Below are 12,190 nucleotides of genomic sequence, written 5' to 3'. Positions count from 1 at the left end.
GACGTCCACCGGACTGTCCACGGTCCGGAATCGTTTACCGCCTGTCAGCCCGCACGCCTTAAGGTGAGTCCATCATGGCTTCGAAGACATTCGAGGAGCTCTTCACCGAGCTCCAGCAGAAGGCCGCCACCGGCGACCCCTCGTCCTCCCGTACCGCGCAACTCGTCCAGCAGGGCGTCCATGCGATCGGCAAGAAGGTCGTCGAGGAGGCCGCCGAAGTCTGGATGGCCGCCGAGTTCCAGTCGGACGAGCAGACCGCCGAGGAGATCTCGCAGCTCCTCTACCACCTGCAGGTGATGATGATCGCCCGCGGGTTGACGCTCGACGACGTCTACGAGTACCTCTGACCGACCCACCTCCGACCGGTCCCGACCCCAGCACACCCACCCCGACAGGTAAGGAACTGACCTCCCATGCTGCGCATCGCCGTCCCCAACAAGGGTTCTCTCTCGGGTCCCGCGGCGGAGATGCTCCATGAGGCCGGCTACCGCCAGCGCAAGGACGCCAAGGAACTCGTCCTCGTCGACCCGGACAACCAGGTCGAGTTCTTCTTCCTGCGCCCGCGCGACATCGCCGTGTACGTCGGCTCCGGCCGCCTCGACGTCGGCATCACCGGCCGCGACCTGCTGCTGGACTCGCACTCCAACGCGGAGGAGGTGCTGGCGCTCGGCTTCGGCGGCTCCACCTTCCGGTTCGCCCGCCCCGAGGGCGTGGACGTCGACGACGTGAAGGGCCTGGAGGGCCTGCGGATCGCGACCTCCTACACCGGCCTGGTCGAGCAGCACCTGTCCGACCACGGGGTCAAGGCCACCGTCACCAAGCTGGACGGCGCCGTGGAGACCGCCGTGCAGCTGGGCGTCGCCGATGTGATCGCCGACGTGGTGGAGACCGGCACCAGCCTGCGCAACGCCGGACTGGAGGTGTTCGGCGAGCCGATCCTGATCTCCGACGCCGTGGTGATCCGCCCCAAGGGCGCCGGTGAGGACGCGGCCGTGGACCAGTTCCTGCGCCGTCTCCAGGGCGTGCTGGTGGCCCGCCGCTACGTGCTGATGGACTACGACATCCGCGCCGAGAACGTCGGCGCCGCCGTCGCGCTCACCCCGGGCCTGGAGTCGCCGACCGTCTCCCCGCTGCACACCGAGGGCTGGGTGGCCGTCCGCTCGATGGTGCTCCGCAAGGAGGCGCAGCGGATCATGGACGACCTGTGGGGCATCGGCGCCCGGGCCATCCTGGTCACCAACATCCACGCCTGCCGCCTCTGAGGCACCCGCCGCCCGCGCGACGGGCCGCGCCCCTGGAGCACCCGCCGCCCGCGCGGCGACCTGCGCCGCGGGGCGCGCGCCGAGGCGCCGGGCGCCCGCCGACCGGGGGACCCCGGCGTACGGCGCCGAGGTGAGCGAAGGTTCAATAGGGGGCGGGGACGCACGGTGCGTCCCCGCCCCGTTCCCTGGAGTACCCACGTGTCCACCCCCGTCGAGCTCCCCGTCACCTGGGCCCCGCGCCGCACCCGGGCCGTGCTGCTGGCGTCCTGCGCGGTCATGGTCGTGCTGTTCGCCGTGATCGCCGTCGCGCTCCCCTCGAACTGGCAGCTCAACGACCGGATCATGATGGTGTGCAGCGGTCTGGCCTTCGCCGGCGTCGGTCTGATGCTGGCCCGGCCGCAGGTGGTCGCGGACGCCGAGGGCGTCACGGTGGTCAACTTCGTCCGCCGTCGCCGGCTGGCCTGGGCGGAGATCGTCAAGGTGAACTTCCGCCAGGGCGACCCGTGGGTCACCGTGGACCTCGCCGACGGCACCTCGCTGGCCGTCGTCGGCATCCAGCGCGGGGTGGGCAAGGACGACGCGATCTCCGCCGCCCGCGCGCTGCGCGACCTGGTCGACGGGCACGCCGCCGCCGACCGTTAGGCCCTGTCCGGCCGAGGGTCCGTCCTCCGGCCGCCCTCCACGGGGGCGCGGGACGGCCAGGACGCGCCCCCGACCGTCGCGGGGATTTCGTCTAGGCTGGGATCAGGGCAGAAGCATCGGGCTGCCCGAGAGCGACCTGAGGAGTGACCCACCCCTCGATGGACGGTCCGTCCGGTAGTACCCGCGCCGCCCCGCTTCCGGCCGCCGGAAGGCAGGCGGCGCCGTGACCACCGCCTGGCTGCTGCTCCTCGCGGCCCTCCTGCTCATCCTCGCCAACGGCCTCTTCGTGGCCGCCGAGTTCGCCTTCGTGACCGTGGAACGCGGCGAGGTGGAGCGCGCCGCCGGGGCGGGTGACACCCGGGCCGGCCGGGTCTCCCGGGCCGTACGGCACCTGTCCTTCGAACTGTCCGGTGCCCAGCTCGGCATCACCGTCACCTCGCTGGTGGTCGGCATGCTCGCCGAGCCGGCGCTCTCCGTCCTGCTGAAACCGGTGCTGACCGGGCTCGGGCTGCCCGACGGTGCCGCCCGCGGTGCCGCCGTGGTGATCGGCATACTGCTCGCCACGGTGGTGCAGATGGTGATCGGCGAGCTGGTCCCGAAGAACTGGGCGATCTCCCGTCCGCTCCAGGTGGCCCGCGCGGTGGCCGCCCCGCACATGGCGTTCTCGCTGGTCTGCCGGCCGCTGATCCGCTTCCTGAACGGCTCCGCCGAGCGCACCGTACGGGCCTTCGGCGTCGAGCCGCAGGAGGAGCTGGGCCACGCCCGCACGCCCGCCGAGCTGGTCTCGCTGGCCCGGCACTCGGCCAGGGCCGGCGTGATGGACGAGGAGTCGGCCCGGCTCTTCGTCGGCACCCTGGGCCTGGGCGAGCTGACCGCCGAGTCCGTGATGACCCCGCGGGTGGACGTCGCCGCGCTCCAGCGCGACGCCAGCGCCGCCGACGTGCTCAACCTGACCCGGGCCACCGGCCTGTCCCGGTTCCCCGTCTACGCCGGCAACCTGGACGAGGTCACCGGCACCGTCGCCCTCAAGGACGCCCTGGCCGTCCCGGCCGAGCGCCGCCCGCGGGTCCGGGTCGCCGACCTCGTCGTACCGCCGCTGCTGGTGCCCGGGACGCTGCCCGCCGAGGTGCTGCTGGAACGGCTGCGCCGCGAGCAGCCGATGGCCGTCGTGGTCGACGAGTACGGCGGAACGGCCGGCGTGGTCACCCTGGAGGACATCGTCGAGGAGATCGTCGGCGAGGTGCAGGACGAGCACGACCCGGCCGACACCCCGGAGCTGGTGCCGCTGCCGCCGGTGGACGGCCGCCCGGTCTGGGCGGCCGACGGCCGGGCCCGCACCGACCAGCTGGAGAGCATCGGCCTGCACGCCCCCGACGGCCCGTACGAGACCCTGGCCGGGCTGGTCGCCGGCCTGCTCGGAAGGCTGCCGGCCCCCGGCGAGCAGGCGGAGCTGCCCGGCTGGCGGTTCACCGTGGAGGCGGTCGAACGCCACCGCACCAGCCGGGTCCGCGTCGAGCGCACCGGCGGCGACCGGAGCGACGGCGACCGCGCCGGCCGTGACCGTACCGGCCGTGAGCGGGCCGGTCGTGCGCGGAGCCGCCGCGACCGGAGCGGCCGTGAGGGGGGCGGGGCCCGATGACCACCGTGCTCCAGCTGGCCGCCGCGATCCTGCTGCTGCTCGGCAACGCCTTCTTCGTCGGTGCCGAGTTCGCCGTCGTCTCGGTGCGGCGCAGTCAGATCGAGCCGCTCGCCGAGGCCGGCAACCGCCGCGCCCGGACGGTGCTGCACGCGCTGACCAACGTCTCCGCGATGCTCGCCGCCGCCCAGCTCGGCATCACCGTCTGCTCGCTGGGCCTGGGCGCGCTCGCCGAGCCGACCATCGCCGACCTGCTGGAGGGCCCGTTCCACGCGCTCGGCGTGCCCGCCGGCCTGATGCACCCGCTGTCGTACGGGATCGCGCTGGCCGTGGTGGTCTTCCTGCACATGGTGATGGGCGAGATGGTGCCCAAGAACATGGCCCTGGCCGGCCCGGAGAAGGCCGCGCTCTGGCTGGGCCCGCCGCTGGACCGGCTGGCCCGCCGGCTGGCGCCGGCGATCCGGCTGCTGAACGCCTCCGCCAACGGCGTGCTGAGACTGTTCAAGGTCGAGAGCAGGGACGAGGTGGAGTCGGTCGCCACCACCGAGCAGCTGATGTACCTGCTCGCCGACTCGCGCGACGCCGGGCTGCTGGACGAGGGGCGCCAGGAACGCCTGGAGGACGCCCTGGAGCTCGGCCGCCGCCCGGTCACCGACGTGCTGCTGCGCCCCGAGCAACTGGTCACCGTGGACACCTCGGTCACCGCCGCGCAGATCGAGGAACTGGCCCTGCGCACCGGCTTCTCGCGGTTCCCGGTCACCGACGGCGACCCGGCCGTCCACGGCTACCTGGGCTACCTGCACCTCAAGGACATCCTGGACGTCGAGGACCGGGCCGAGCCGGTCCCGGCGCGGCTGTGGCGGCCGATCACCGTGCTGCGCGGCACCCTGCCGCTGGACGACGCCCTGGGCGCGATGCGCGGGGCCGCCTGCCACCTGGCCGCCGTGCTCGACCCGGAGGGCCGCACACTGGGCGTGGCCATGCTGGAGGACGTGGTGGAGGAGCTGGTCGGCGAGGTGCACGACCCCGACCACCGCCCGGCCGCGGCCTGAGCGACCCCTCCAGCGTGTCCGACCACGGGCCCCGCGCTCAGCCCCGGCCGTCGATCAGCTCGCCGTACGCCTGGACCAGGTCCGGCAGCCGCAGGGTGGCCAGGTCCTCGCGGCCCGGCGGCTGGCGCAGCAGCGAGAGCCGCAGGTCGCGGTAGGCGCAGGACTTCTCGTACAGGGTGCGGATGAAGCGGCCGTTGCCGAGCTCGTCGATCCAGCCCTCGCGGACCACGTGGGTGCAGATGCTGGCCAGCTCCTCGGCCGCGTCCTCGTCCCAGCCGTCGCCGTCGCGCCCGGCGAGGGCCGCGCCGATCGCGGTCAGCTCGCCGGGCCGGTAGCTGGGGAAGTCCACCCGGGTGGTGAAGCGGGAGTTGAGGCCGGGGTTGGTCGCGAGCAGCCGGTTCATGCCCTCGGGGTAGCCGGCCAGGATCACCACCAGCCGGTCCCGGTTGTCCTCGGCGCGTTTCAGCAGCACCTGCAGGGCCTCGTCGCCGTAGGCGTCGCCCTTGCTGTAGCCGGAGTTGGAGAGGCTGTACGCCTCGTCGATGAAGAGTACGCCGTCCAGCGCGGAGTCGATCAGCTCGTTGGCCTTCACCGCGGTCTGGCCGAGGAACTCGCCCACCAGGTCGGCGCGCTGCGCCTCGACCAGGTGGTCGCCGGAGAGCAGTCCGAGGGCGTGGAAGACCCGGCCGAGGATCCGGGCCACGGTGGTCTTGCCGGTCCCGGAGGGCCCGGAGAAGACGAAGTGGCGCTTGGGCGGTTGCACCGGCAGGCCCTGCTCGGCCCGTAGTCGGGACATCCGCAGCTGCGCGGAGAGCGCCCGCACCTGCCGCTTCACCGGCTCCAGGCCCACCATCAGCGAGAGCTCGGCCAGCGCCGCGTCCAGCTCGCGCTGCCCGAGCGGTGATCCGGCCGTCGGTGCGGGCAGCGCCCCGGCGGCCGCCTCGGCCCGTAAGGCCACCGGCAGCGGCAGGGCGCCGGCCGGTTTGGCGGCGGTGCCGGTGCCGGTGCGCTCGCCGGCGCTCTGCGGGGCCGTCCCCTCCAGGGCCTCCTCCGCGCCGTCGCCGGGCGCGCTCTCGGCGGTCCCGAGCACCTCGGCGGTCCCGAGCACCTCGACGGCCTCCAGGGTCTCGGTGGTCTCCAGGGCCTCGGCCAGCGGCTGCGGGTACGGCGCGGGGTCGAGCGGGTACGCCCCCGGGCCGGCCACGTCGTAGGCGTCGTCCAGCAGGTCGTCCGGCCCGCCCGCCGGCCCGGCGCCCTCGCGGCCGCCCGCGGAGAGGTCCAGCAGGGCGTCCCCGAGGGCGTCCTCGGCGGAGATCGCGGCCAGCCGCGCCGCGGTGTCCATGAACTGCGGGTCGGCCCGGTGCACCGCCCGGTACAGCGGCAGCGCGGCGGCGCTGCGTCCGGCGCCCTCGTAGGCACGGGCCAGCCAGTAGCGCAGCTCCTTGCGCTGCGGCTGCTCGGAGCGGCAGCGGGCCAGCGAGGCGGCCAGCGGGGCCTGGGCCTGGGCGCACATGTCGAGCCGGACCCGGGCCATTCCGGCGAACAGCCCGGCCTCGATGCCCAGCAGCGGGTCGTCGAGCAGCCGGTCGGTGTCCCGGATCAGCTGCTCCCAGTCCTTGACCAGGTAGGAGCGGCAGGCGTGCAGGAAGCGTACCGAGGGGTCCTCGGCGGGCGGCGGGCACTGCTGGAGGGCCTGGTCGAGCTCGGTCAGGTGGCGCCCGTCCAGCCAGTGCGAGGCGTGCGCCAGGGCGAGGTCGCGGGAGTCCTCCAGCACCGGCTGCACCCACCAGCCCAGCCAGTACCAGGAGCTGAGGGGCCGTCGGTGACGTCTGCGCTGCTCGCCGAAACGTTTCTGGTGGCGGTGCATCGCGAGCAGCGCGCCCGAGGTGTCGCTGCGCAGCGCGTGCAGGCCGAGCCAGGCGTCGGCCATCCCCGGGTCCAGCCGGACGGCCGCGCGGAACTCCTCCTCGGCGCGGGCGTACGCCCCCGCCGTGTAGGCGTCCATGGCGCGCAGCCAGGCGCGGTCGGCGAGCCGGTTGATGCTCTGGCCGCCCGCGTCGTCGCTGTCGGAACCGTCCACCGTCGTCACTCACGCCCCCCGCGGTGTGCATCGGGGCCCGCCCGCGGCCACTCTGCCGGGACCAGGGGTCCGTACGGAGCCGGCCGATGGTCGAGAGCCCCCCGGGCGCAGATGCGCCTGCGAGGAATCGTACCGGGGCGAGGCTGATCCGGAAGGGTGCAGCGCCAGGTCAAATCCGATCCGGCGCACGGTGGTTGGGCTACCGCCGGGTACCGCGGCCGGCCTCGCGGAGGAGCCGGTCGGGCGTCGCGGAGTCGTCGTGCCGATCCGGCGCGGCCGTGCGCGGGGGCGCGGGGGAGGAGAGGCGGCACCTCCGGCTCACGGGGGAACAAGCCGGAGGTGCCGCGTCAATGGTTGCGGGATCAAACGATCCGGCAACGCAGGTAAACCTAATTCGTGTCGATACTGCAGGTCAAGGGCTTGTTGAAGGTTCACCGACGGTACCGGAGGCGATCCGTCCGGTCACCCCGTCGACCCGGGTGACGGCGTACGGACGGCTCGGGTCGGCCGCGAAGTGCGCCGCCTCCGCCCGCGCCCAGCCCTCCCAGAACTCGGCCAGCTCCGGCCCGTCCCGCTCCTCGCCGCGCCGCCGGGCGTCCTCGGCGCCGAGCTCCATCCAGATCAGCCGCGCCAGCCACGGCCGCACCGCCCGCCGTCCCGCCCCGACGCCCTCCACCAGCACCACCGGCGCCGCCGGCACCGGCGCGGACGCGTCGAACCGCCGCCGCGTCCAGTCGTAGACCCGGTACTCGGCGTCCCGCCCGGCCGCCAGCGGCTCCAGCACCTGGGAGCGCAGGCGCCCCGTCCAGTCGAAGGGCTCGGCGTGGGTCGCCAGGTCGTCCAGGTGCACGACCGGGGCGCCCCCGAGCGCGGCCGCCAGCCGGCCCGCGAAGGTGGTCTTGCCCGAGCCCGCGTGCCCGTCCACCGCGACCAGCCGCACCGGCCCGCAGGACGGCGCCAGGGCCCGCAGCTCCCCGGCCAGCCGGCTCAGGGCCACGGCCGGACGGTCGCCGGAACGCCCCCGGGAGTACCCGTCGCGGGACCCGACGGCGGACCCGTACCCGGGCCCGGACCCGTCGGGGAAGCCGGAGTGCTCGTACGGCGAAGGGGAAGCAGCCACACCGGCCACTGTACGGGGGCGCGCACTCCACTACGGACAGTGATTCCCCGCAGGTCGTGACGGACGCGCCCCGATCGGGCATACTCACTTCGCCACGCCTGTGAACGGCCGTTCACCGCAATCCGGTGCCGGTCGGGCCGACCTGCCACAGCCGCGCCGCGCCCGCCACACCGGGGCCCGGCGCCCGATCGAGAGGCGACCAGCCGCCATGACTCCCGCACCCGCGAAAGCCGTGGACCGCCAGCTGCCGAGCGAGGAGGCCCGGGAACTCCTGAGCCTGACCCGGGACCTCGTCCAGCGCGAGCTCCAGCCCCGCGCGGCCGAGGACGAGGCCGCCGGCCGCTTCCCCCGCGAGGCCTTCCGCACCCTCGGCCAGGCCGGCCTGCTGTCCCTCCCGTACGACGAGAAGCACGGCGGCGGCGAGCAGCCCTACGAGGTCTACCTGCAGGTCCTGGAGGAGCTCGCCGGCGGCTGGCTCGCGGTCGGCCTCGGCGTCTCCGTGCACACCCTGTCCTGCCACGCGCTCGCCACCTACGGCACCGACGAGCAGCGCGACCGCTGGCTGCCCGGCATGCTCTCCGGCGACCAGCTCGGCGCGTACTGCCTCTCCGAGCCGCAGTCCGGCTCCGACGCCGCCGCCCTGCGCACCCGCGCCGACCTGGACGGCGAGGACTACGTCGTCAGCGGCACCAAGGCCTGGATCACCCACGGCGGGCAGGCCGACTTCTACAGCGCCCTGGTGCGCACCGGCGAGGACGGCGCGCGCGGCATCAGCTGCCTGCTGGTGCCCGGCGACCAGGCCGGCCTGTCGGCCGCCCCGCCGGAGCACAAGATGGGCATGCGCTCCTCGCCGACCGCCCAGCTGCACTTCGACGGCGCCCGGGTCCCCCGCGAGCGGCTGATCGGCAGCGAGGGCCAGGGCTTCCAGATCGCCCTCGGCGCCCTCGACTCCGGCCGCCTCGGCATCGCCGCCTGCGCGATCGGCGTCGCCCAGGCCGCGCTGGACCTCGCCGTGGAGTACGCCGGCACCCGCCGCCAGTTCGGCCGGCCGATCGCCGACTTCCAGGGCCTGTCCTTCATGCTCGCCGACATGGCCACCCAGATCGAGGCCGGCCGCGCGCTCTACCTGGCCGCCGCCCGCCGCCGCGACGCCGGGCTGTCGTTCTCCAAGGAGGCGGCGATGGCCAAGCTGTTCTGCACGGACACCGCGATGAAGGTCACCACCGACGCCGTCCAGGTCCTCGGCGGCTACGGCTACACCCAGGACTTCCCGGCCGAGCGCTACATGCGCGAGGCCAAGGTGCTGCAGATCGTCGAGGGAACCAACCAGATCCAGCGCCTGGTGATCGGCCGTCACCTCACCAAGGGCTGACCGCCGGCCACCGGCCGGCCACGGTCGGGCCGCGGCCCCGGGAACCACCGCCGGGCGTCACTCCAGGGTGCGGAGTGACGCCCGGCGGTTCGCGTTCGCGGACGGGTCAGCGGCGGGCCAGCCGGGCCCGGGAGCGCTGCTCCGGCACGACGGGGAGCGCCGCGGCGGGCGTCGCCCGGACCGGGCGGTGCGCCACCGCGTGGGAGAACGGCTGGGTGCGCCAGTCGAGTTCGGCCGGCAGCGCGAGCAGCGCCTCCAGGCCGGGGGCGTCGGCGTCGTCCGGGAGGTCCACCTCGGTGAGGTCGTCGGTCGGCGCGCCGGAGCCCGGGCAGACGGTGGGGGAGAAGGGGTGCCAGGCGGTGCGCAGCACCGCGTGCTGCGGCAGCCGCTCCTCGTCGCCCACCAGGGCGATCGGACGGCGGCAGGCGGGGCAGTGCACCCGGACGATCTCCCAGGTGTCGGCCTCGCCGGGGTCGACCCCCGGCAGCCGGTCGTGGGCGACCGCGAGGTCCTCGCGGTCGGCCGTATCGTGAACGTCGTCGGCGCTCAGCGAACGCCGGTCAGTAGCAGGCATGGTGATCCCCCTCGGATCGGGCCCGGCCGGGTCGGCCAGGGCCACAACCAGCACTTCCCTGAACTGCGGATACATAACCCTGCGCTCCGCCGTACCGTGATGCACGGGGTGTGTCCTTCGCCACATTGCCCCGGGCACATGCCCGCCGGGCGCCGTTCACCCCGCGCGCGTGCCGAGGTGCGCCCCCGACCGGGTAGGTTTGCGCCTTGTGGAGGATCTCGACCAGCGCATCGTCCAGCTGCTCCTAGAGGACGGGCGGATGAGCTACACGGACCTGGGCAAGGCCACCGGCCTGTCCACCTCGGCGGTGCACCAGCGGGTGCGGCGCCTGGAGCAGCGCGGGGTGATCCGCGGCTACACCGCCATCATCGACCCGGACGCGGTCGACCTGGCGCTGACCGCGTTCATCTCGGTCAAGCCCTTCGACCCCAGCGCACCCGACGACACCCCCGAGCGCCTGGCCGGCCTGCCCGAGATCGAGGCCTGCCACAGCGTCGCCGGCGACGAGAACTACATCCTCAAGGTCCGGGTCGGCGCCCCCGGCGACCTGGAGGACCTCCTCGCCCGCATCCGCAGCGCCGCCGGAGTCTCCACCCGCACCACCGTCGTCCTCTCCACCCCGTACGAAGCCCGCCCCCCGAAGCTCTGACCACGACCGACGGGGGTGCGGACGCGAGCCGCCGGGGGTGCAGACTAGTCGCCATGACCGAACGCACCTTCCCTCCTTGCCCGCCCTCGGACAGGAGGGGCCCCCGCACCGTGCTGCTGCGCGGCGGCGACGTCTACAGCCCCGCCGACCCGTTCGCCACCGCCATGCTCGTCGAGGGCGAGCACGTCGCCTGGGTCGGCAGTGACGGCGCCGCCGAGGCGTACACCGGCGTCGCGGACGAGATCGTCGAGCTGGACGGCGCGCTGGTCACCCCCGCCTTCGTGGACGCCCACGTGCACGCCACCTCCACCGGGCTGGCGCTCACCGGTCTGGACCTCACCGGCAGCCCCTCCCTCGCCGACACCCTGGCCCGGATCACCGCCTTCGTCGACGCCCAGGAGCCCGGCGGCGTCCTCATCGGCCACGGCTGGGACCAGACCGGCTGGCCCGAGGGCCGTCCGCCCACCCTCGCCGAGCTGGACGGGGCCGCCCGCGGCGCCGCGCTGTACCTGTCCCGCACCGATGTGCACTCCGCGCTCGCCACCAGCGCGCTGCGCGCCCTCACCGAGGGCCTCGCCGACCGGCCCGGCTTCCACCCCGAGGGCCCGCTGTCCCGCGACGCCCACCACGCGGTGCGCAGGACCGCGCTCGCCGGGCTCACCCCCGAGCAGCGCCGCCGCGCCCAGCGCGCCGCCCTGGTCCGGGCCGCCGAGCTGGGCATCGGCTCCGTCCACGAGTGCGCCGGCCCCGAGATCTCCTCCGAGCAGGATCTGGCCGCCCTGCTGGACCTCGCCGCCGACGGCGACCTGCCCGAAGTCTTCGGCTACTGGGGCGAGTCGGGTGGCGCCGGGCGCACCGGCACGGAGACCGCCGCCCGGCTCGGCGCGGTCGGCGCCGGCGGTGACCTGTTCGTCGACGGCGCGATCGGCTCGCACACCGCCTGCCTGCACGCCCCGTACGCCGACGCCGACCACACCGGCACCTCCTACCTGAGCGCCGAGCAGATCGCCGACCACGTGGCCGCCTGCACCGAGGCCGGGCTGCAGGCCGGGTTCCACGCGATCGGCGACGCCGCCGTGACCGCCGTGATCGAGGGCGTCCGGGCGGCGGGGGAGCGGGTCGGCGCGGCCCGGGTACGGGCGCTGCGCCACCGGGTCGAGCACGCCGAGGCGATGGACGACAAGGCCATCGCGGCCTTCGCCGAGCTGGGCCTGACCGCCTCCGTGCAGCCCGCCTTCGACGCCACCTGGGGCGGCCCCGACGGCATGTACGTCCAGCGCCTCGGCGCCGGGCGGGCCGCCGGGCTCAACCCGTTCGCCGCGCTGCTGCGGGCCGGTGTGCCGCTCGCCTTCGGCTCCGACGCCCCGGTCACCCCGCTCGACCCCTGGGGCACCGTCCGGGCCGCCGCCTTCCACCGCACCCCCGAGCACCGGATCTCGGTCCGGGCCGCGTTCACCGCGCACACCCGCGGCGGCTGGCGGGCGCTGGGCCGCGACCAGGACGGCGTGCTGGTGCCCGGCGCGGTGGCCAGCTACGCGATCTGGGCGGCCGAGGAGCTGGTCGTCCAGGCCCCGGACAGCCGGGTGGCGGGCTGGTCCACCGACCCGCGCTCCGGCACCCCCGGCCTGCCGGACCTCACCCCCGGCCGTCCGCTGCCCACCTGCCTGCGCACGGTGGTCCGCGGCCGCACGGTGTACCGGGCCGCCTGAGAAAGTGTTGGGTAATCGGATGATTACTGGTTCTTGAGGTCGTCGGCGAGGCGGCGGGCTGCTTCGGTCTCGATGGGGCCGCGCGGTTCAACCT

Annotated in this window: 11 protein-coding genes; 8 read left to right on the top strand and 3 right to left on the bottom strand. The window is 74.7% G+C overall.

The features are described 5' to 3' along the window. The first annotated feature begins 74 nt into the window (after positions 1-74). The 5 genes from ACWEQL_RS12765 to ACWEQL_RS12745 all read left to right on the top strand — a co-directional run bounded on the left by ACWEQL_RS12765 (position 75) and on the right by ACWEQL_RS12745 (position 4,592). Positions 75-347, top strand: coding sequence for a phosphoribosyl-ATP diphosphatase (locus ACWEQL_RS12765; RefSeq protein WP_452150239.1), 273 nt, complete (start codon positions 75-77; stop codon positions 345-347). 66 nt (positions 348-413) lie between these two features. Beyond that, positions 414-1,262: an ATP phosphoribosyltransferase gene (hisG, locus tag ACWEQL_RS12760; protein ID WP_452150238.1), complete on the top strand. Its 849-nt coding sequence runs from the start codon at positions 414-416 to the stop codon at positions 1,260-1,262. A gap of 198 nt (positions 1,263-1,460) precedes the next feature. Next, entirely contained in the window at positions 1,461-1,904 is a 444-nt protein-coding gene (locus tag ACWEQL_RS12755) for a PH domain-containing protein (RefSeq protein ID WP_452150237.1), read from the top strand. Positions 1,905-2,127: 223 nt separating this feature from the next. Next, on the top strand, positions 2,128-3,543 hold the full coding sequence (locus ACWEQL_RS12750; protein WP_452150236.1) for a CNNM domain-containing protein: 1,416 nt from the start codon (positions 2,128-2,130) through the stop codon (positions 3,541-3,543). Next, positions 3,540-4,592 (top strand): hemolysin family protein, encoded by a 1,053-nt coding sequence (locus tag ACWEQL_RS12745; protein WP_452150235.1) that lies wholly within the window; start codon positions 3,540-3,542, stop codon positions 4,590-4,592. The genes ACWEQL_RS12750 and ACWEQL_RS12745 overlap by 4 nt, the downstream gene beginning before the upstream one ends. 37 nt (positions 4,593-4,629) lie before the next feature. Here ACWEQL_RS12745 and ACWEQL_RS12740 read toward each other — a convergent pair whose 3' ends face one another. Then, positions 4,630-6,597 carry an AAA family ATPase gene (locus ACWEQL_RS12740; protein WP_452150274.1) on the bottom strand — a complete coding sequence of 656 codons (1,968 nt, stop codon included), beginning with the start codon at positions 6,595-6,597 and terminating at the stop codon, positions 4,630-4,632. A 487-nt stretch (positions 6,598-7,084) separates the two neighbouring features. After that, positions 7,085-7,669: a uridine kinase family protein gene (locus ACWEQL_RS12735; RefSeq protein WP_452150273.1), complete on the bottom strand. Its 585-nt coding sequence runs from the start codon at positions 7,667-7,669 to the stop codon at positions 7,085-7,087. 331 nt (positions 7,670-8,000) lie between these two features. On the opposite strand from ACWEQL_RS12735, the gene ACWEQL_RS12730 reads away from it, so the two are divergent. Then, the gene (locus tag ACWEQL_RS12730; RefSeq protein ID WP_452150234.1) at positions 8,001-9,164 is read left to right on the top strand and encodes an acyl-CoA dehydrogenase family protein; all 1,164 of its coding nucleotides are present in this window, start codon (positions 8,001-8,003) and stop codon (positions 9,162-9,164) included. Between the two features lie 106 nt (positions 9,165-9,270). On the opposite strand, the gene ACWEQL_RS12725 is transcribed toward ACWEQL_RS12730, so the two are convergent. Continuing rightward, a complete protein-coding gene (locus ACWEQL_RS12725) occupies positions 9,271-9,738 on the bottom strand; it encodes a hypothetical protein (protein WP_452150233.1) in 468 nt (155 codons plus the stop codon). A 208-nt stretch (positions 9,739-9,946) separates the two neighbouring features. Between ACWEQL_RS12725 and ACWEQL_RS12720 the strand changes: the two genes are divergently transcribed. Both ACWEQL_RS12720 and ACWEQL_RS12715 read left to right on the top strand, forming a co-directional pair. Further along, complete coding sequence (locus ACWEQL_RS12720; RefSeq protein WP_045694655.1) at positions 9,947-10,387, top strand: Lrp/AsnC family transcriptional regulator; 441 nt, start codon at positions 9,947-9,949, stop codon at positions 10,385-10,387. 53 nt (positions 10,388-10,440) lie between these two features. Next, positions 10,441-12,096, top strand: a complete 1,656-nt coding sequence (locus tag ACWEQL_RS12715; RefSeq protein WP_452150232.1) for an amidohydrolase — start codon at positions 10,441-10,443, stop codon at positions 12,094-12,096. The last annotated feature ends 94 nt before the right edge of the window (positions 12,097-12,190 follow it).

The organism is Kitasatospora sp. NPDC004240, assembly GCF_053603215.1.
This window is presented reverse-complemented; position numbering and strand designations above follow the sequence as displayed.